The 19,079-nt window shown below is 73.7% G+C and carries 15 protein-coding genes; 5 read left to right on the top strand and 10 right to left on the bottom strand.

What is annotated here, in order from left to right; genetic code table 11:
- Positions 1-32: 32 nt before the first annotated feature.
- Positions 33-3,575 (top strand): BTAD domain-containing putative transcriptional regulator, encoded by a 3,543-nt coding sequence (locus ABZY44_RS16235; RefSeq protein ID WP_356654150.1) that lies wholly within the window; start codon positions 33-35, stop codon positions 3,573-3,575.
- A 57-nt stretch (positions 3,576-3,632) separates the two neighbouring features.
- On the opposite strand, the gene ABZY44_RS16230 is transcribed toward ABZY44_RS16235, so the two are convergent.
- The 3 genes from ABZY44_RS16230 to panB form a co-directional block, all read right to left on the bottom strand.
- The gene (locus tag ABZY44_RS16230; protein WP_356654148.1) at positions 3,633-4,484 is read right to left on the bottom strand and encodes an ABC transporter permease; all 852 of its coding nucleotides are present in this window, start codon (positions 4,482-4,484) and stop codon (positions 3,633-3,635) included.
- The gene (locus tag ABZY44_RS16225) at positions 4,481-5,527 is read right to left on the bottom strand and encodes an ATP-binding cassette domain-containing protein (protein WP_356654146.1); all 1,047 of its coding nucleotides are present in this window, start codon (positions 5,525-5,527) and stop codon (positions 4,481-4,483) included. The genes ABZY44_RS16230 and ABZY44_RS16225 overlap by 4 nt, the downstream gene beginning before the upstream one ends.
- Positions 5,528-5,660: 133 nt before the next feature.
- Complete coding sequence (panB, locus tag ABZY44_RS16220) at positions 5,661-6,521, bottom strand: 3-methyl-2-oxobutanoate hydroxymethyltransferase (protein ID WP_356654144.1); 861 nt, start codon at positions 6,519-6,521, stop codon at positions 5,661-5,663.
- Positions 6,522-6,852: 331 nt separating this feature from the next.
- Between panB and ABZY44_RS16215 the strand changes: the two genes are divergently transcribed.
- On the top strand, positions 6,853-7,881 hold the full coding sequence (locus ABZY44_RS16215) for an endonuclease/exonuclease/phosphatase family protein (RefSeq protein ID WP_356654142.1): 1,029 nt from the start codon (positions 6,853-6,855) through the stop codon (positions 7,879-7,881).
- Positions 7,882-7,965: 84 nt separating this feature from the next.
- On the opposite strand, the gene ABZY44_RS16210 is transcribed toward ABZY44_RS16215, so the two are convergent.
- The 4 genes from ABZY44_RS16210 to ABZY44_RS16195 all read right to left on the bottom strand — a co-directional run bounded on the left by ABZY44_RS16210 (position 7,966) and on the right by ABZY44_RS16195 (position 13,561).
- The gene (locus ABZY44_RS16210) at positions 7,966-9,720 is read right to left on the bottom strand and encodes an NAD+ synthase (protein ID WP_356654140.1); all 1,755 of its coding nucleotides are present in this window, start codon (positions 9,718-9,720) and stop codon (positions 7,966-7,968) included.
- Between the two features lie 91 nt (positions 9,721-9,811).
- Positions 9,812-11,011, bottom strand: coding sequence for a DUF4352 domain-containing protein (locus ABZY44_RS16205; protein WP_356654138.1), 1,200 nt, complete (start codon positions 11,009-11,011; stop codon positions 9,812-9,814).
- Between the two features lie 286 nt (positions 11,012-11,297).
- Positions 11,298-12,971, bottom strand: coding sequence for a multicopper oxidase family protein (locus ABZY44_RS16200; RefSeq protein ID WP_356654136.1), 1,674 nt, complete (start codon positions 12,969-12,971; stop codon positions 11,298-11,300).
- Positions 12,972-13,060: 89 nt separating this feature from the next.
- Positions 13,061-13,561: a hypothetical protein gene (locus tag ABZY44_RS16195; protein ID WP_356654134.1), complete on the bottom strand. Its 501-nt coding sequence runs from the start codon at positions 13,559-13,561 to the stop codon at positions 13,061-13,063.
- A 72-nt stretch (positions 13,562-13,633) separates the two neighbouring features.
- Here ABZY44_RS16195 and ABZY44_RS16190 point away from each other — a divergent pair, with 72 nt between their 5' ends.
- Together ABZY44_RS16190 and ABZY44_RS16185 are read left to right on the top strand one after the other, a co-directional pair.
- Positions 13,634-14,404 carry a DUF998 domain-containing protein gene (locus ABZY44_RS16190; RefSeq protein WP_356654132.1) on the top strand — a complete coding sequence of 257 codons (771 nt, stop codon included), beginning with the start codon at positions 13,634-13,636 and terminating at the stop codon, positions 14,402-14,404.
- A 113-nt stretch (positions 14,405-14,517) separates the two neighbouring features.
- Positions 14,518-15,471, top strand: a complete 954-nt coding sequence (locus tag ABZY44_RS16185; RefSeq protein WP_356654230.1) for an alpha/beta hydrolase — start codon at positions 14,518-14,520, stop codon at positions 15,469-15,471.
- 115 nt (positions 15,472-15,586) lie between these two features.
- On the opposite strand, the gene ABZY44_RS16180 is transcribed toward ABZY44_RS16185, so the two are convergent.
- The 3 genes from ABZY44_RS16180 to ABZY44_RS16170 all read right to left on the bottom strand — a co-directional run bounded on the left by ABZY44_RS16180 (position 15,587) and on the right by ABZY44_RS16170 (position 17,409).
- Positions 15,587-16,336, bottom strand: coding sequence for a DUF305 domain-containing protein (locus tag ABZY44_RS16180; protein WP_356654130.1), 750 nt, complete (start codon positions 16,334-16,336; stop codon positions 15,587-15,589).
- Positions 16,333-16,983: a DUF3105 domain-containing protein gene (locus ABZY44_RS16175; RefSeq protein WP_356654128.1), complete on the bottom strand. Its 651-nt coding sequence runs from the start codon at positions 16,981-16,983 to the stop codon at positions 16,333-16,335. Before ABZY44_RS16175 ends, ABZY44_RS16180 begins: the two co-directional genes overlap by 4 nt.
- 66 nt (positions 16,984-17,049) lie before the next feature.
- Positions 17,050-17,409: a hypothetical protein gene (locus tag ABZY44_RS16170; protein ID WP_356654126.1), complete on the bottom strand. Its 360-nt coding sequence runs from the start codon at positions 17,407-17,409 to the stop codon at positions 17,050-17,052.
- A gap of 261 nt (positions 17,410-17,670) precedes the next feature.
- On the opposite strand from ABZY44_RS16170, the gene glnA reads away from it, so the two are divergent.
- Complete coding sequence (gene glnA, locus ABZY44_RS16165; protein WP_356654124.1) at positions 17,671-19,032, top strand: type I glutamate--ammonia ligase; 1,362 nt, start codon at positions 17,671-17,673, stop codon at positions 19,030-19,032.
- Positions 19,033-19,079: the final 47 nt, after the last annotated feature.

The following is a 19,079-nucleotide window of genomic DNA, read 5'->3' as shown; positions in this document are numbered from 1 at the left end:
GGAGGGGCCCCCGGTACGGAGACAATGGGGCGGTGCGTTACGCGATTCTCGGGATCACCCAAGCCATAGACGACCACGGGAGCACCGTCCCGGTCGGCGGTGCGCGGCTGCGCGCGCTCCTGACCGCACTCGCGCTGCGGCCCGGAAGGGCGGTGCCGGTGGCCTCGCTGGTCGCGCAGGTGTGGGACGGGGACCCGCCGGCCGACGCCGTCGCGGCGCTCCAGGCCCTGGTGGGACGGCTGCGACGGGCACTGGGGCACGCGGCCGTGCGGTCGGGGGAGGACGGCTACCTGCTCGTCGCCGCCAAGGACGACATCGACCTGTACCGCTTCGAGCGGCTGGCCGGGGCGGGAGCCGCGGCCGGCTCGCCGGCCGACGCGGCCGCCCTGTACGACGAGGCGCTCGCCCTGTGGAGCGGCGAGCCGCTGAGCTCCCTGCCCGGTTCGCAGGCGCGGGCCGCCCGCTGGAAGGCGCTACGGCTGGACGCGCGGCGGGGCCGCTGGGAGGCTGCGCTCGCGCTGGGCGAGGCGGAGCGGGCCCTGCCCGAGCTCACCGCGCTGTGCGCGGGCCTGCCCCTGGACGAGCCGCTGCAGGCCCTGCGCATCCGCGCCCTGCGCGACGCGGGCCGGCCGGCGGAGGCGCTGGCCGCCTTCGAAGAGGTCCGGCGCGGCCTGGCCGCCCGGCTGGGCACCACCCCGGGCCCCGCCCTCCGGACCCTCCACGCCGCCCTCCTCACGCCACCCGAAGCCGACGCTGACGCAGACGCCACGGCCCCGCCCCTCGCGGTCACGGCGCCGCGGGTCGCCGCTCCCGCCCCCGTGTCCGCCGCGGACACGGTCCCTCCGGTCGGCACGCTCCGGCCGCGGCGGTCCGCACCCCCCGAGGCCGCCGACGCCGGCCCGCCCGCCGATGCCGGCCCGCCCGCCGACGCCGGCCCGGCCGCCGGTCCCGTCGGGGCCACCGGTCCCGGTCCCCAGGAAGGTTTCGCCGCGCAGGGCCCCGTACCGCCCGGGCAGGGCAATCTGCGGGCCCGGCTGACGACCTTCGTCGGGCGCGAGGACGACATCCGGGTCATCGGGGACGATCTCGCGCGGGCGCGGCTCGTCACGCTCCTCGGTCCTGGCGGCGCCGGGAAGACGAGGCTGTCGCAGGAGGCCGCCGAGGCGCACGCCGGGGGCACGTGGCCCGACGGGGTGTGGCTCGTGGAGCTCGCTCCCGTGGACGACCCCGAGGACGTCGCCGAGGCGGCCCTCGCCGCGCTCGGCGCCCGCGAGACCAAGCTGCGCGGCGCCTCCGCCGAGGAACTGCGCGCGCTCACCGAACGGGGCGGGGACAGTTCCCTGGAGCGTCTGGCCGAGCACTGCGCCCGGCGCCGCCTGCTGCTGGTCCTCGACAACTGCGAGCACGTCATCGGCGCCGCCGCCGACCTCGCCGACCACCTCCTGACGCACTGCCCCGGCGTGCAGATCCTCGCCACGAGCCGCGAACCCCTCGGCGTGCCCGGCGAGACGCTGCGCCCGGTGGAGCCGCTGCCCGACCCCGTGGCGCTGCGGCTGCTCGAAGACCGGGGCTCCGCCGCCCGGGCCGGGTTCCGCGTCGACGAGGACCCGGCCGCCGCCGTCGAGATCTGCCGCCGCCTGGACGGGATGCCGCTCGCGATCGAGCTGGCCGCCGCCCGGCTGCGCCTGCTGACGCCGCGCCAGATCGCCGACCGCCTCGACGACCGGTTCCGGCTGCTGACCGGCGGGAGCCGTACCGTCCTGCCCCGCCAGCAGACCCTGCGCGCGGTCGTCGACTGGTCCTGGGACCTCCTCGACGCGTCCGAGCGCGCCGTCCTGCGCCGCCTCTCCGTCTTCGCCGGCGGCTGCGACCTCGAAGCCGCCGAAGCCGTCTGCGCCGACGTACTGGACGGGGCCGAGCCGGCCGTCACCCCCGGAGCGGTCGACACCGTCGACGTCGCCGGACTCCTCGGCTCCCTCGTCGACAAGTCCCTCGTCGTCGCCGCCCCCGACGCGACGGGCGGTGCCATGCGCTACCGGCTCCTGGAGACCGTCGCCGAGTACGCCGCCGAGCGGCTCACCGAGGCCGGCGGCGACCGCGCCGCCACCGAGCGCCGCCACCTCACGCACTACCGCGAACTCGTCCGCGCCCTCGAGCCGCTGCTCCGCGGCCACGGCCAGCGCGCGGCCGCCGACCGGATCTCCACCGAGTACGAGAACCTCCGTACGGCCCTGCGCCGCGCCGTCGCCGCACAGGACGCCGGCGAGGTGCTCTGCCTCGTCCACTCCCTGGTCTGGTACTGGCAGATGCACGACCTGCGCGTCGAGCTCCGCCACTGGTCCGGAGCCGCCGCGGCGCTCGGCCCCGACCCCTTCGCCGCGCCCGTCCTGCCCGCCGAGCCCGTCTACGAGCGGGTCGTCGACGCGCCCCCGCCCTACGAGGGCGAGCTGCTCACCGAGGCCTGGCGCGGCATCCAGATCATGTGCCTGGCCGCCCGGGACCAGACGGACCTCAACTGGTCGAGCCCGGAGATCCGGGCCCAGGTCGACGCCATGATCACCGCCTACCGGCCGGGGCTGCCGCAGACCTGCCGGTCGCCCGGGATCCTGTGGGTCTACGCCGTGATGATCGCGGGCGAGCCCGGGCTGCTCCACGACGTCATCCAGAAGACCGTGGAGACCGCCCGCGGGCTCGGCTACCGCTGGGAGCTCGCCTCCGCCCTCCAGCTGCGCGCCAACGTGCTGGCCAACCGCGCCGACTGGGCCGGCGACGCCTCCCGCGACGCCGAGGAGAGCCTGACGATCTTCCGCGAGCTGGGCGACGACTGGGGCTGCGCCGAGGCGCTCTCCGCACGCGCCGAGGCCCTGGAGAAGGGCGGCGCGTACGCCCTGGCCGCCCAGGACTACCGGGCCGCGATCGAACACGCCCGAAGGCTCGGCGCCAAGGCCCAGGTCATGGTGTTGCAGGTGCGGATGGCCGGGGCGCTCGTCGAGGGCGGCCACGTCGAGGAGGCGGAGGAGATCCTGAACGGCCTCCTTCCCGGATTCGAGCACATCGGCAACGAGGCCAGGCCCGTCGCCCGGATGTTCCTCGCCGGCGTCTACGGCCGCACCGGCCGCGTCGCCGAGGCCCGCGCGCAGCTCGAGTCCCTGCGCGAGGAGTTCGCGATCGGCGCCTACGCCATCTTCGACGGGGTCATCCTCGGCGCGATGGCCTGGCTGGACAACCTGGAGGACAAGTTCGAGGACGCCCTCGTCATGGTCCGCCTGGCCCTGGAGCGCGCGCACGACCTGCTCGCCCTGCTGATCGCCCCCCAGCTGCCGGCCGTGCACCTGTTGACGGCCGCCGTCTCCCACGCCGGGATCGGCGGCCCGCACCGGGCGTACGACGCCGCGCGGCTGGTCGGGGCCTACCGTGCGCTGCTGCCGCCCCGCCACTTCCCGGTCACCACGGAGCGCGCCGATGTCGAGCGGGCCGAGCGGCTGGCCCGGGCCGCGCTCGGCGACGCCGCGTACGAGGCGGCGTACGCCGAAGGCGGCCGCCTCTCCCAGGAGGAGGCCACCGCCCTCGTCTGATCGGGTCCCTGCTGCACCACGGCCCGTCCGGGACGCGATCCGGACGGGCCGCCCCGATCAGGTCTTCTGGCGGAACTTGCGGACGGCGAGCGGCATGGTGACCGCCGTGATGGCCGCGGACCAGGCGAGGGTCATCCACACGGAGTGGGCGACCGGGCCGCCGTTGATCAGGCCGCGCGCCGCGTCGGCCAGGTTGGACAGCGGGTTGTAGTCGGTGAAGGACTGCAGCCAGCCGGGCATCGTGGACGGCGGGGCGAAGATGGAGCTGCCGAACTGCAGAGGCATCAGGACCAGCATCGCCATGCCCTGGACGGCCTGCGCCGTCTTCATGGTCAGGCCGAGCAGGATGAAGATCCACATCAGCGAGGCGCCGAAGACCGCCGACAGGCCGATGGAGAGGAACAGCTCCAGCACCGAGGTCTTGATCGACAGGCCGAGGATGAAGCCGACGGTGAGCAGGATCCCGATGGCGACCATCATGCGGCCGAGCTCGACCACGATCTTGGCGAGGAGCACGGAGGACCGGGCGATCGGCATGGACCGGAAGCGGTCCATCACGCCCTTCTTGAAGTCGTCGTTGACTCCGGTGCCCACCGCCATGGCGATGTTCATGCCCATCATGGCCATCAGGCCGGGCACCACGTAGTTGACGTACTCCGCCTGGTTGCCCTTGCCGGAGATCGCGCCGCCGAAGACGAACACGAACAGCAGCGTGAAGATGATCGGCATGAACAGGACGTCGAACATCGACTCGGGGTCCTGCTTGATCTGCAGGGTGTTGCGGCGGACCAGGGCGCCGATGTGCCGCAGGTTGCCCCGCAGGCCGATCCGGCCGTCGTCGCCGGCCGGCCGCCGCCGCTCAGGGGCGGCCGCGGGACTGGTGGGCTTCGTCGTGGTTACGGTGCTCATGCCGCGACCTCCTCGGTCTGCTCGGTGGGAAGGCCCGAAGGCGTGGCGTCCTCGGACGACGAGGGCTTTTGGCCGGTGATGGACAGGAACACCTCGTCGAGGCTGGGAAGGTAGGTGCCGAGGTCGGCGATCTGGTACCCGCGGGTGGCCAGCAGGCCGACCACGGCGGTCAGCTGCTCGTCGCTCAGGATCGGGACCAGCAGGACGCCCTCGTCCGGCACGGCCTGGGAGCCGGCCACCCCGTCCAGCCCGGCCTCCGCGAGCGAGCGGGCCATGCCCGGCAGGTCGGCGGCGGAGACGGGACGGATCTTCAGCGTGCGGCCGCCGACGCGGGCCTTGAGGTCGTCGACCTTGCCGTTGGCGATGACCCGGCCCCGGTCGATGATCGTCAGCTCGCTGGCGAGCTGCTCGGCCTCTTCCATGTACTGGGTGGTGAGCAGGACGGTGGCGCCCTCGGCGACCATCCGCTGCACCTCGTCCCACACCTCGTTGCGGGTGCGGGGGTCCAGGCCCGTCGTCGGCTCGTCCAAGTAGAGGACGGCCGGTCGGCCGATCATGGAGGCGGCCAGGTCGAGCCGGCGGCGCATGCCCCCGGAGTAGTGCATGGCGGCCTTCTTCGCGGCCTCCGTGAGGGAGAACCGCTCCAGCAGCTCGTCGGCGCGGCTCCGGGCGTCCTTGCGGGACAGGTCCAGCAGCCGGCCGATCATGTAGAGGTTCTCCCAGCCGGAGAGCTTCTCGTCGACCGACGCGTACTGGCCGGTCAGCCCTATGGTGCGGCGCAGCTGCCGGGGCTGGCGGACCACGTCGTAACCGGCGACGAAGGCGGTGCCGGCGTCCGGGACCTCCAGGGTGGACAGGCAGCGCACCAGGGTGGTCTTGCCCGCGCCGTTGGGGCCCAGTACCCCGAGGACGGTGCCCTCGCGGACATCGAGGTCCACGCCGTCGAGGGCCTTGGTCTCGCCGTAGTGCTTGACCAGCCCCCGCACCTTTACGGCGTGCGAGCCGTTCGGGGGAGTGTTGTCGTTTCGCGTCATGCGGACCATCAGAGCATCCGCCGCTGACAGAACGCCTATAGCCGACCGACAGGACGCCGACAGCTCACCGACAGCCGGCGGGCCGGCGCGCCGGGAACACGGAGGGCCCGCCGGCCCGGGGGCCGGCGGGCCGTGCGCGGGGTCAGTGGAACGCGTGCTCCGCCTGCGGGAACGTTCCGCCGACCACGTCCTCGGCGAAGGCCTTCGCCGCGTCGCCCATGGTCCGGCGCAGGTTCGCGTACTGCTTGACGAAGCGCGGCAGCTTGCCGCTGGTCAGCCCCATCATGTCCGTCCACACCAGCACCTGCGCGTCGCATTCCGAGCCCGCGCCGATGCCGACCGTCGGAATGTGCAGGGACCGGGTGACCTCGGCGGCCAGCTCGGCCGGGACCAGTTCCAGGACGACCGCGAAGGCGCCCGCGTCCTGTGCCGCCTTCGCGTCGCGCAGCAGCTGGTGCGCGGCCTCGTCGCCGCGGCCCTGCACGCGGTAGCCCATGGCGTTCACCGACTGCGGGGTCAGGCCGAGGTGGGACATGACCGGGATGCCGGACTGCACGATCAGCTCGGTCTGGGCCAGCGAGCGCTCGCCGCCCTCCAGCTTCACCGCGCCGACCCCGGCGTCCTTGACGAGCCGGGTGGCGCTGCGCAGCGCCTGGACGGCGCCTTCCTGGTACGAGCCGAACGGCAGGTCGCCGACGATCAGGGCGCGGCTGGTGCCCCGTACGACGGCCGCCGACAGGATGGTCATCTCGTCCATCGTGACGGGCACGGTGGTCTCGTAGCCGAGGTGACAGTTGCCCATCGAGTCGCCGACGAGCATGACCGGGATCCCGGCCTCGTCGAAGACGGACGCCGTCATCGCGTCGTAGGCGGTGAGCATGGGCCACTTCTCGCCGCGTTCCTTGGCGAGGGTGAGGTCGCGGACGGTGATGCGCCGGGTGCCCGAGCCTCCGTACAGGGTGGGGGAGGCGGCCTCGTGGGCAGGCGAAACGGCAGGCGTCATTGCAACTGCTCCTTGGTGTTCATCTCGAGGCGCCCTTACGGCGTCCCCGGACTCACCCCCATGGTGGCACTGGTCCGGCCCGTGGCGGAAGTGGCACGAAGACGGGTTCCTTCGCCGTTCATCACACTTCCGGCCCGCGCCGGGCGCGCGCCCGGCGGCCGGTGCGGCGCGCCGGAGCCCATGTGTGCGTTTCGTGACAAGTGGAACTGCGGCCGCTCGGCCGTTCGTCCTCCCGGACGTACGGCCGAGACAATCGGCACGGAACGCTCCGTATATCGCCTAGGGTCAAGGGGCGGGGACGGAGCGCGAGCACGGCAGTGAGGGCAGCGGCATGGCACAGGCGTACATGACGGAGAAGGGGAGCGACGGCCCGGAGTCCGAGCCCTCCCGAACCGGTCTCCGACGCCGGCTGGCCGATCTGCGGGGTGACCGCGGCATCTGGCGGCGCGGAATCGTGCTCGCCGGGCTCGCGGCGCTGGTCTCGCTCGTCATGATCTTCCACGCCTCGCTGCCCAACGACATAGGCAACCTCGGCAGCCTCATCGAGACCTTCCTGCCCTGGCTGGGCCTGACCGTCCCGGTGCTGTTCGCCGCCGCGCTGCTGCGCAGGTCCGCGACCGCGCTGATCGCGATACTGGTGACCGCCTCGGTCTGGGCGAACCTCTTCGGCGGCCTGGTCACCGACAAGTCCCACGGCGGCGGCAACCTGACGGTGGCCACCCACAACGTGGACGCCGACAACACCGACCCGGCGAGCACCGGCGCGTCCGTGGCCAAGGCCGGGGCCGACGTCCTGGCCCTGACCGAGCTCAAGGGCAGCGCGGTCCCCGCGTACGAGAAGGCCCTCGCGGGGACCTACAAGTACCACTCCGTCGAAGGCACCGTCGGCCTGTGGAGCAAGTACCCGCTGATCTCCAGCAAGCCCGTGGACATCAAGATGGGCTGGACCCGGGCCATGCGCGCCACCGTCCGGACCCCCTACGGGGACGTCGCCGCCTTCGTCGCGCACCTGCCTTCCGTCCGGGTCAAGCTCAACGCCGGCTTCACCGCCAACCAGCGCGACAACAGCGCCGACGCCCTCGGCGCCGCGCTCGCCGCCGAACCGCTGGCCAAGGTCATCCTGCTCGGAGACCTCAACGGCACCGTCAACGACCGGGCCCTGTCCGAGGTCACCTCGCAGCTGCGTTCCACCCAGGGCGCCTCCGGCGACGGCTTCGGCTTCAGCTGGCCCGCGCAGTTCCCGATGGCCCGCATCGACCAGATCCTGGTCCGCGGCGTCACCCCCGAGGCCTCCTGGACCCTGCCCCGCACGGGCAGCGACCACCTGCCGATCGCGGCCCGGGTCACCGTCAAGCCGTAGTCCCGCCGACCGGCCCGCGGGTACGCGGGTACGCCGGTGCCCCGGCCGCTCCGAGGAGCGGCCGGGGCACCGGCGTACCGACGACTACGCGCGCTCGCGCCAGCCGTTCGTGATGGGCAGCCGGCGGTCCTTGCCGAAGCCCTTCGCGGAGATCTTCGTGCCCGGCGGGTACTGCCGGCGCTTGTACTCCGCCGTGTCCACCATCCGCAGGGTCTTCGCGACGAGCTCGGCGTCGTAGCCGGCGGCGACGATCGCCTCCATGCCCTGGTCGCGGTCCACGTACAGCTCGAGGATCCCGTCCAGGACCGGGTAGTCCGGAAGCGAGTCGGTGTCCACCTGACCCGGGCGCAGCTCGGCGCTCGGCGGCTTCTCGATCGAGGCGGCCGGGATCGGCGGGGTCTCGCCGCGTTCCACGGCGGCCCGGTTGCGGTAGCGCGCCAGGCGGAAGACGTCCGTCTTGTAGACGTCCTTGATCGGGCCGTAGGCGCCCACGGAGTCCCCGTACAGGGTGGAGTAGCCCACGGCCAGCTCCGACTTGTTGCCCGGGGCCAGCACGATGTGGCCCTCCTGGTTGGAGACCGCCATCAGCATGGTGCCGCGCAGCCGGGACTGGAGGTTCTCCTCGGCGAGTCCGGTCAGGCCGAGCGACCCCATGTACGCGTCGAACATCGGCTCGATCGGCACGGTCCGGAAGTTCAGGCCGGTCCGCTCGGCCAGGTCGGCCGCGTCGCCCTTGGAGTGGTCCGAGGAGTACTTCGAGGGCATCGAGATGCCGTACACGTTCTGCGCGCCGATCGCGTCGCAGGCGATGGCGGCGACGAGCGCCGAGTCGATGCCGCCGGAGAGCCCGATCAGCACCGAGCGGAAGCCGTTCTTCTTGACGTACGCGCGCAGGCCCACGACCAGCGCGTCGTAGATCTCCTCGTCGTCGTCCAGGCGCTCGGCGTAGCCGCCGGCCACGACCGCCTCGTACGGCTCCACCGGCTCCTCGGAGAGGATCACGCGGTCGATGCGCAGGCCGTCGTCGACGGTGCCCTCGACCGGGGTGGCCGAGGCGGCCGGCAGGTCGAGGTCGACCAGCACGCAGCCTTCGGAGAACTGCGGGGCGCGCGCGATGACCTTGCCGCCGGCGTCGACGACGATGGAGTCGCCGTCGAAGACCAGCTCGTCCTGGCCGCCGATCATGGCCAGGTAGGCGAGGGTGCAGCCGGCCTCCTGGGCGCGCTTCTGCACCAGTTCGAGGCGCAGGTCGTCCTTGTTGCGCTCGTACGGGGAGGCGTTGACCGAGATCAGCAGCCCGGCCCCCGCGGAGCGGGTGGCGGGGACGCGCCCGCCCTCCTGCCAGAGGTCCTCGCAGATGGCCAGGGCCACGTCCACGCCGCGCACCCGGACGACCGGCTGCGTGTCGCCCGGCACGAAGTACCGGAACTCGTCGAAGACGCCGTAGTTGGGGAGGTGGTGCTTGGCGAAGCGCAGGACGACCTTCCCGCCGTGCAGCACGGCGGCCGCGTTCTCCGGGGACCCCGCCGGGCGGCCGAGCCGGGGCACGGCCTTCTCCGTCCGGTCGAGGTAGCCGACGACGACCGGGAGGTCGCCGAGGCCCTCGGCCGCCAGCCGCTCCGCGAGTGCGCGCAGGGCCGTACGGGAGGCTTCGACGAAGGAGTCGCGCAGGGCGAGGTCCTCGACGGGGTACCCGGTCAGCATCATCTCCGGGAACGCCACCAGGTGGGCGCCCTGTTCGGCGGAGTGCCGGGTCCAGTGGACGACCGAGTCGGCGTTCGCGGCGATGTCGCCGACGTGCGAGTCGATCTGATTCAGAGCGAGGCGAAGTTGAGGCACGGGCCCCAGTGTAATCGTCTTTCTGACGCGATGTCCTGGGGCCCGCTGATTTCGGCGATTCCGCCGGGCCGGGTCGGCCGGTCGGGCCGGGTCAGCCGATCGGGCCGCTGTACTTCACCGAGGGCAGGCGGCCGCCGGGGGTGATGTCGGCGGTGAGGGTCGAGGTGCCCTTGGGGACCTCGTAGGCGATGACCCCGGTCGCCGAGGCGCCCGGCAGGATGTCGCCCTTGATCATCTTGGGCATCTCCCCGTCGAAGACGAGCTTGCCGGCCAGGCCCTGCTCGTCGCGGAGGTTGGGCACCGCGTAGATGATGTTGAGGGTCTCGGTCGAGTTGTTGGTGACCGTGAGGGTGACCTCGACCGCGTTGCCCACCTTGATGTACTCGCTGTCGGTGACGTACTTCTTCGGCTGCGAGACCTTCACCTCCACACCGCTCGGGTACGTGAACGTCTGGCCGAACGGCAGCGCGCTGGTGAGGCCGGGCACCTGGGACGGGGACGGCGAGGGCTTCTGCGTCGGGAGCGGCGGGTTGCTGGGGAAGACCGGTCCGTCGTCCTCGTGGCGGCGGTCGTCGGAGATCTTCGCGTCGATCCTGTCCACGACGGAGCGGGTGATGAAGTAGCCGCCGACCGAGGCGCCGAGCCCGACGAGGGCGAGAACGGTGCCCGCGACGGCCATCGCACCGCGCGGCGCGCCGCCGCGGGAGCGGACGACGGCGGCGATGCCGAGGCCGAGACCGACCAGGGCGAGGAGGGCTCCCGCCCAGAAGAGGAAGGGGACGAGGCCGAGCAGGATGCCGACGATGCCGAACACGAGGGCGGCGACGGCCATGCCGTTGGTGGCGGGCGGGGGCCCGGGGTGGCCGGGGTACGAACCGCCGGGCGCGGCCCAGAGGTTGGCGGGGGCGCCGGGGGCGCCGTACGGGGCGCCGTACGCGGGGCCTCCGGGAGCCGCCGGCGGGGCGGGCGTGACCGGGGCGAAGGCGGCCGGGGCCGCGGGCGTGACGGGGGCCTGGGCCGGGGCCGCGGGCGTCGCCGGGGCGGGGGCCTGGTCCGGGGTCGGCACCTGCGCCTGCGCGGCGGCCTGGTCCGCGGCGGGGGCCTGGTCAGGCGCCCCTTCCGGTCTCGGCTCCGCTGCGGTCACCGGGGCCGGCTCGGGCGCCGCCGGGGGCTTTGCGAGCGACAGGGGCTGCGCGGGCTCCGGTATGGATGCCGCCTCGGGCGCGGGTGTCCCCGTGGGCTCCGTCGGCGGGACGGACGGGGTGCTGGGCGGGTTGGGCGGGGTGCTCATACCGGTGGGCAGTCCTTCAGTTCGCAAAGTGGCGCGTGACGATCACCAGCCTGCCATGGACGCCGCTCCGCCTGCCCCGCAATTCGGCCCGGAGGAGCCCGGCCGGCGCCGCCCGGACGAGGGCGCGGTCCCGACCGGTGCCCCGGCGGGCCCTGCGACGGGCCCCGGCAGGTCGTGGGGCGGGACCTCGGACCGGCTCGGCAGGTCTGCGGCGGGCCCCCGGGTGGGCTCCGGCAGGTTCCGGGGGCAGGACCCCGGGTGGCCCGCCGAGGCCCGGCAGGGGGGACTAGCGCTGGTAGCCCAGGACGGTCATCATTCCGGCCTCCGCGTGGTAGACGTTGTGGCAGTGCACCACCCACAGGCCGGGGTTGTCGGCGTCGAAGTCCGCCGTCAGCCGGCCCTTCGGCAGGATCACCGCGGTGTCCTTGCGGGCCCCGCCCGCCCGGCCGCCGGTCGCGAAGGTGTGGCCGTGCAGGTGGAGCGGGTGCCACATCGCCGTGGCGTTCTCGAACTCCAGCCGGACCCGTTCCCCGGCCTTCACGGGGTGCCGCCGGTCGGGCGCGTACGGCCTGCCGTCGAAGGCCCAGTCGTACGCGGCCATACCGCCGGTGAGCCTGATGCGCACCGTACGGTCCGGTTCGCGCGCGGCGAGCACCACCGGCTCGGCGGCCTTCAGGCCGGCCGCCGGCAGCGGCCGGCCGGACAGCTCGGCGGGCCGGGTCGCGGCGGTCGGCGCGGACCCCGTACCGGTGCGCAACAGCGCGAGCGCGGACGCCGCTCCCCCCTTGCCCTCGGCGAGCGCGGTCAGCGGGAAGACCCCGTCGCCGGCCGTCACCAGGACGTCGAACCGCTCGCCCATGCCCAGCAGCAGCGAGCGCGCCACGGTGTGCTCGACGGGGAAGCCGTCGGTGTGGGTGACCGTCAGTTCGTGGCCGCCGAGGGCGATCCGGAAGGCGGTGTCGCCGCCCGCGTTGATGACGCGGAGCCGGATCCGGTCGCCGGGGCGGGCGGTGAAGACCGACGGGTCCTCGGGGGTGCGGCCGTTGACGAGGTAGTGCGGGTACGCGACATCGCCCGCGTCCTTGCCGAGGACGTCGCTGTCACCGCCCATGAGGACCCGCGACGGGCCGCCGCCGGCTCCCGCCGCGGGAGTGGCCGCCGAGGGGGCGCCCGGGGTGGCCGTGCCCATGGAGCCGTGGCCCGCGTGGCCGCCACCGCCCGAGCCCGTGTCCATGCCCTTGCGGAGCTCGGCGAGCACGGCGTCCGGGGTGGAGCCCTCCACCCCGTCGAGCCAGTCGTCCAGGACCACCACCCACTCCTTGTCGTAGGAGAGGGGCTCCCTCGGGTCCTCCACGATCAGGGGGGCGTAGAGCCCGCGGTCCTGTTGGAGCCCGGAGTGCGGGTGGAACCAGTACGTCCCCGGTTGTGTGACGGCGAACCGGTACGTGAACGACCCGCCCGGGGCGATGTCCCGCTGGGTCAGCCCGGGCACCCCGTCCATGTCGTTGCGCAGCGCCAGGCCGTGCCAGTGCAGTGAGGTGGCCTCGGGGAGGTGGTTGGCCAGGGTCAGGGCGAGCGTGCCGCCCGCGGTGACCCGTACCTCTCGGCCGGGCAGTTCGTCCCCGTACGCCCAGCTGTGGACGGAGCGGCCGCCGCCGAGGTCGAGCGGCGTGGCGGTGGCCGTCAGCCGGACCTCGGTGAGCGGGCCGGTGGCCTTGCGGGCGGCCTCGGCGGCCCGCACCTCGGGCCCGGCCGGGTCCACGTAGCCGCCGGGGGCGGAGCCGTGGCCCCGGCCGCCCCTCCCGGAGCCGGAGCTCCCGCAGGCGGCGAGCGGGCCGGAGCCGGCGAGCGCCGCGGCGGCACCGATCACGGCGCGGCGGGCGGGGGAGGTGAACGGAGCGGGAGACGCGGGGGAGGGACCGGAGGAGGGGCCGGAGGCGGGTGTGACGGAGGAAGGCATGGCGGAACACCTCGTGATGACGTGGTGCGGACGGGTGGGCACCGTCTGCCGCCGCCCCGAAGGCGTGCGGGGGCGACGACGGAGCCCGCCTATACGCGCCGTACCGCCAGCAGGGTGAGGAGTTCGCGGGGTGGTGGGGGCTCCGGACCACCGGACCGGCCCGGCGCACGTGCCGCGCCCCCGAGCGGCGTGGCACGATCCGGGCCGGCCAGTGCGGCTCCGAGGAACAGGAGGACGAGCGCGCCCAGTACGGCGAGGCACACCGACATGGGGTCCATGCCGGTGCGGGGGCCGGGCGCTCCGGTGAGTGCCACGTCCGGCACGGAGCCCGGCGCGAGGTCCGCCGCGAGGCCGGCCGTGCGGTCCGCCCCGAAGCCGGCCGCGAGGTCCGCGACGGCACCCGGAGCGTGGTGTCCGGGGAGTTCCGCCGGGGGAACGAAATGGACGGCCGGTACGTCCTGCATGGCGTGGGCCTGTGTCGGATGGCCCAGCGTGTGCATGGTCACGATGCCCAGCAGCAGCCCGGCGAGCAGCAGGAGCCGGGACCACCGGACAGCCGCTCGTTCGGTAAGCGGGGCAGGGCGCGTCATGCGCGAAACCCTACCCGGGACGGGTATCCGATCGTCGGACCCCCACACGCCGTGTTTAGGATTAGTCACACTATGTCCACCAAAGTCCCGCTCGTGAAGCCCGTGAAGTCCTGGAAGTCCGCGAACGGTTTCCGTGCCGCTCCGGACCCCGGCGCGGGACGCCGCGTCGGTGCCCGCGCCGTCGCCGTTCTCATCGGCCTGGGCGCCGCCGCGTACACCGCGTGGGTCCTCGAAGTCGTGCTGTCCACGGGCCTCAACCCCATCGAGACGTACGTCAGCGAGCTCGCCGCCCAGGACCAGCCGCTCGGCGGCCTGTTCCGCGCCACCGACTTCACCGCCGGCCTCCTCGTCCTCCTCGGCGGGCTGCTGGCCCTGGCCCGCCTCGCCGGGGACGCCGGGTCCCGTCGCTTCTGGTCCGTCGCGGGCTGGGCCGGAGTCACCCTCTTCGGGGCGGCCACCGCCACCGACGCGTGGCTGCCGCTGAGCTGCACGCCGACCGCGGACCCCGAGTGCGCGGCCCGGGAGACCGCCGGCCTGGTCCCCGCCACCCATCAGGCCCATGCGGTCAGCAGCAGTCTCGCGATGACGGGCGCGCTCGTCGGGATAGTCGCCCTCACGGTCGCCGCCCGCCGCTACGGCCGTCTCGCACCGCTCGCCCGCTTCGGCCCCGCGCTCGTCGTGCTCGAACTGCTCGCCACCGCCTGGACCCTGACCGCCATCGCCATGTTCACCGCCGGGCACGGCACGTGGGCCCTGGGCGCCGGGCAGCGGCTGCAGGTGCTGTTCGTGGCGATCTGGCTGGGCCTGCTCGCCCACTCCGTCCACAAGGAACGCCGCACGTGACACCACCTCCACTGCCGCAGTCGCTGCCGACTTCGACTTCGCCTTCCGGCCCGGCTTCGACGCCCGCGGCCGCTCCGGGCCGCCACCGGTTCCTCCGCGTCGACGGCGTCCCCCTGCACGTCGTGACCGAGGGCAGCGGTCCGCCCGTCGTGCTCAGCGCCGGACTGGCCATGGCCTGGTTCGACTGGGACGCCGTGGCCGGGCTGCTCGTCGCCGCCGGCCGTACCGTCGTCCGCTTCGACCGGCCGGGCCACGGGCTGAGCGCCCCGGCCGTCCGGCCGCCCGACGCGGCCGGGGAGGCCGACCGGATCGCCGGGCTGCTGGACGCGCTGGGCCTGGGCGGCGCCCGCGTCACGGTGGCCGGGCACTCCATCGCCGGATTCCACGCCGAGGCCTTCGCCCGCCTGTACCCGGAGCGCACCGAGGCCGTGGTGCTGGTCGACAGCAGCGTGGAGGAGCGGCCCCGCACCCTGCTGCCCGCTGCCGTGCGGACCGGCGCCTCCCGCGTGCTCGGCCTGGCCGTGACGGCCGCCGGGCTGCCCGCGGCGCTGGGCCCCCGGGTCCGACGGGCCGCCGTACGGGCCTCCCGCGCGGGCGACGGCTACGGGTCCGGCGGAGCGGGTGACCCGCGCGGCTCGGACGGCCGGGGCGGGGACGGCCCGGGAGACGGGGGCGGCCCGGGCGGCCGGGCCGGTCGGGCTGGCTCGGGGCGCGCGGACCCGGCCGCGCGGGACCTCGTACGCCGCTGCTACCGGACGGGCCGGGTCTGGCGCGGCGCCCTGCTGGAGAACTCCCGCTATCTCGACGTGGCCGCCGAGGTGCTGGCGCTGCGTGCGTCGCACCCCCTGCACGTGCCCGTCACCGTCCTGGCCGGATACGACGGCTCGGCGCGCGGCCCGGCCCTGCGCCGGCTGGCCCGCCAGGCGGAGCTGGCCGACCGGATCGGTGCCCGCTTCGAGGTCGCGGACCCGGCCGGCCACCTGGTCATGCTGGACCGCCCGCACGACGTGGCACGGGCAGTCCTGAACGCATCGGAGACGGAGCGGGAGGCGCGCCCCCTCCCCTGAAGGAGACCCGTTGACCCGGTCGGACCACGCGGCCCCGCACGGGTGACACGGGCCGCGCCGTACGGGTGGACCGCGCGGCCCCGTCGGAGCACGCGCGGCCGCCCGTACGGCCCGGTCAGCCCTGCGGCGCCGCCGGCTCGGCCCCGCGCTGCCTCAGCATGTCGGCCATCAGGGCGAGCTCCGACTGCTGCGCCGCCACCATGCCCTGTGCGAGCGCCCGCTCGGCCGGGGTGCGGCACTGCGCCGCGCACCCCCCGGCCATGGCGACGCCGCCCTTGTGGTGCTCGGTCATGAGCTGGAGGTAGAGCACCTCGGCGTCCCGGCCCCCGGCGGAGCCGAGCCGGGCCAGGTCCTCCTTGGTGGCCATGCCGGGCATCAGGGCGCCGGGCTTGGTGACGACCCCGCCCATGTCGTGGCCCTCCATCCCTTCCATCCCCTCCATGCCGTGCGTGCCGTGGCCGTCGCCGCCGTGGCTGCCGGTGCCCATCCAGGACATCGGCGGCTCGCCGGCCACCACCTTCGGCAGTCCCCACAGGTCCAGCCAGCCCAGCAGCATGCCGCGCTGGTTGGCCTGCGTGTTGGCGATGTCGTACGCGAGGCTGCGTACCGGCTCGTCCGCCGTCCGGTCGCGCACGATGAAGGACATCTCCACCGCCTGCTGGTGGTGGACGGCCATGTCCCGGGCGAAGCCCGCGTCGGGCGAGTGGAGCCCCGGCGCGCGGGTGGACGTACCGGCGGCGGACCCGCCCGCCCCGGTCCCGTCGCCGTCCGCGCTCGCGGCGGCGACGGTGGCCCCCACCGCGAAGAGCAGCGCGAGGCCGACGGCCGAGCCCGCGACCCAGTACGTACGGGCCGGGCGGGTCACTTGTCGGCCAGCCCGTTCGTGCAGGCCGCGCCCGGCTCGGGGGTCTGCGGGCCCTGCACGTACTTGGTGAAGAACTGCGCCACGCGCGGGTCGTCCGCCTTGTCCACGGTCAGCTGCTTGCCCCACGCGCTGAGCATGATCGCTCCGGCCTGCTCCTTGTCCGGGCTCATCAGCGTGTACGGGGTCTTGGCCACGGTCCCGGCGAGCTTCTCGACGTCGGCCTTGTCGGCCTTCTCGCTGTACGTCACCCACACGGCGCCGTGCTCCAGCGAGTGCACCGCGTTCACCTCGGGCAGCGGGTTCTTGTAGACGTCGCCGTTGCAGTTCATCCAGCGGGGGCTGTGGTCGCCGCCGACGGGCGGGTTCATCTCGTACTTCACCGGCGTGTCGACGTGCTTGCGGCCCAGCTTCGCCGCGTCCCAGGTCTGCTCGCCGTCGACGGGGGCCTTGGCGGCCGCCACCTTCGCGTCCTTCTTGTCCTGCTGGTCGATCATCACCCACGCGCCGAAACCGATCAGCCCGGTGACGACGGCCGCCGAGACGGTGATGGCGATGGCCTTGTTGCGCCGGTCGCGCACCCGGTCGGCGCGGCGCATGTCGGCTATGCGCGCCTGACGGGAGTGGTTGTCGGACTGCCTGCTGCCCATGTGCCCTGGTTCCTTCTGCTGAGGGGGGTGGAGGAGATACGCGCGTACGGGCCGGAGCCGGGACGGTCAGGTCCGCAGCACCCGGAGGGCGTACAGGTCGGGGCCGCGCGCGAGCGCCTCGAGCGGCTGCTGCCGCCCCGCGTGCGCGGGGCGTCCGGCGGGTACGGGCTCGCCGCCCGCCGGCGCCGCGGCGGGTGGCGGCCCGGGCAGGACGCCCGGGGTCACGTGCGAGAACGGGGAACAGCCGGGCAGGTCGTGCGGCGACACGCAGAAGACGGAGGCCGCGCTCCCGGCGGGTCCGGCCGCGTGCCGGGCGGCCGGGTGACCGGCGGCCGCATGCCCCGCGGCCGCATGCCCCGCGGCCACGTGCTGCGTGCCGGGCCGTGCGCACAGGAACACCGCGCCGGCCAGTACCCCGAAGGCCATCAGGAGGACGGCACGCCGAGGCAGCGGACGCCGGAGGCGTCCCTGGTGTATCCGCTCCGCGTGCTTCCGGCCCCCCATGGGCGCAGATGGTAATGCTCATGACGGGCCCAAGGTCAGTGCGGGGGTGCCGCAGGCTTTGCGAGGTGCGTAATCTGGCGGAAACCACGGCTGGGGATACTGGGCCGTCCCGACTGTGCCCCGGATGTGCGCCCGGTCCCCGGAGCGGTGGTGCACAGCCCGTCTGAACTGCGAGGATGAAGTATGGACAAGCAGCAGGAATTCGTCCTCCGGACACTCGAGGAGCGCGACATCCGCTTCGTGCGCCTGTGGTTCACCGACGTACTGGGCTTCCTCAAGTCCGTCGCGGTCGCGCCGGCGGAGCTGGAGCAGGCATTCGACGAGGGCATCGGCTTCGACGGCTCGGCGATCGAGGGGTTCGCGCGGGTCTACGAGTCCGACATGATCGCCAAGCCGGACCCGAGCACCTTCCAGATACTGCCGTGGCGTGCGGAGGCACCCGGTACCGCCCGGATGTTCTGCGACATCCTCATGCCGGACGGCTCGCCGTCCTACGCGGACCCGCGCTACGTCCTCAAGCGCATCCTGAACAAGACCTCCGACCTCGGGTTCACCTTCTACACCCACCCCGAGATCGAGTTCTTCCTGCTGAAGGACAAGCCGCTCGACGGAACCCGCCCGGTCCCGGCGGACAACTCCGGCTATTTCGACCACACTCCCCAGAACGTCGGCATGGACTTCCGCCGCCAGGCGATCACGATGCTGGAATCCATGGGCATCTCGGTCGAGTTCAGCCACCACGAGGGCGCGCCGGGCCAGCAGGAGATCGACCTCCGCTACGCCGACGCCCTCTCGACGGCCGACAACATCATGACGTTCCGCCTGGTCATGAAGCAGGTGGCCCTCGAACAGGGCGTCCAGGCGACCTTCATGCCCAAGCCCTTCTCGGAGTACCCCGGTTCGGGCATGCACACCCACCTCTCCCTCTTCGAGGGCGACCGCAACGCCTTCTACGAGTCGGGCGCCGAGTACCAGCTCTCGAAGGTCGGCCGCTCCTTCATCGCGGGCCTGCTGAAGCACGCGGCGGAGACGGCCGCGGTCACCAACCAGTGGGTCAACTCCTACAAGCGCATCTGGGGCGGCTCCTCCCGCAGCGCCGGCGCCGGCGGCGAGGCCCCCTCGTACATCTGCTGGGGCCACAACAACCGTTCGGCCCTGATCCGCGTCCCGATGTACAAGCCGGGCAAGACCGGCTCCTCGCGCGTCGAGGTCCGCTCGATCGACTCCGGCGCCAACCCGTACCTCACGTACGCCGTCCTCCTGGCCGCCGGCCTGAAGGGCATCGAGGAGGGGTACGAACTCCCGGCCGGCGCCGACGACGACGTCTGGGCCCTCTCCGACGCGGAACGCCGCGCGATGGGCATCGAACCCCTCCCGCAGAACCTCGGCGAGGCCATCTCCCTGATGGAGCGCAGCGAACTGGTCGCCGAAACCCTCGGCGAACACGTCTTCGACTTCTTCCTCCGCAACAAGAAGCAGGAGTGGGAGGAATACCGCAGCGAGGTCACGGCCTTCGAACTCCGCAAGATGATGCCCGTGCTGTAACAGCAGTTCAGGCGGCCTTCGGGGCCGGATCCACACTCAGGGCCGAC

It is taken from the genome of Streptomyces sp. NPDC006544 (assembly GCF_040611715.1).
In the GTDB taxonomy this organism is placed as follows: domain Bacteria; phylum Actinomycetota; class Actinomycetes; order Streptomycetales; family Streptomycetaceae; genus Streptomyces.
The sequence above is the reverse complement of the archived record's forward strand: the minus strand, read 5'-3'. Positions and strand labels throughout refer to the sequence as shown.

Coding starts and splice junctions, on each gene's coding strand:
- ABZY44_RS16190 (WP_356654132.1), top strand. CDS start 13,634: ATGTCCACCAAAGTCCCGCTCGTGAAGCCCGTGAAGTCCTGGAAGTCC.
- ABZY44_RS16175 (WP_356654128.1), bottom strand. CDS start 16,983: ATGGGCAGCAGGCAGTCCGACAACCACTCCCGTCAGGCGCGCATAGCC.
- ABZY44_RS16200 (WP_356654136.1), bottom strand. CDS start 12,971: ATGCCTTCCTCCGTCACACCCGCCTCCGGCCCCTCCTCCGGTCCCTCC.
- ABZY44_RS16195 (WP_356654134.1), bottom strand. CDS start 13,561: ATGACGCGCCCTGCCCCGCTTACCGAACGAGCGGCTGTCCGGTGGTCC.
- ABZY44_RS16170 (WP_356654126.1), bottom strand. CDS start 17,409: ATGGCCTTCGGGGTACTGGCCGGCGCGGTGTTCCTGTGCGCACGGCCC.
- panB (WP_356654144.1), bottom strand. CDS start 6,521: ATGACGCCTGCCGTTTCGCCTGCCCACGAGGCCGCCTCCCCCACCCTG.
- glnA (WP_356654124.1), top strand. CDS start 17,671: ATGGACAAGCAGCAGGAATTCGTCCTCCGGACACTCGAGGAGCGCGAC.
- ABZY44_RS16205 (WP_356654138.1), bottom strand. CDS start 11,011: ATGAGCACCCCGCCCAACCCGCCCAGCACCCCGTCCGTCCCGCCGACG.
- ABZY44_RS16215 (WP_356654142.1), top strand. CDS start 6,853: ATGGCACAGGCGTACATGACGGAGAAGGGGAGCGACGGCCCGGAGTCC.
- ABZY44_RS16225 (WP_356654146.1), bottom strand. CDS start 5,527: ATGGTCCGCATGACGCGAAACGACAACACTCCCCCGAACGGCTCGCAC.
- ABZY44_RS16230 (WP_356654148.1), bottom strand. CDS start 4,484: ATGAGCACCGTAACCACGACGAAGCCCACCAGTCCCGCGGCCGCCCCT.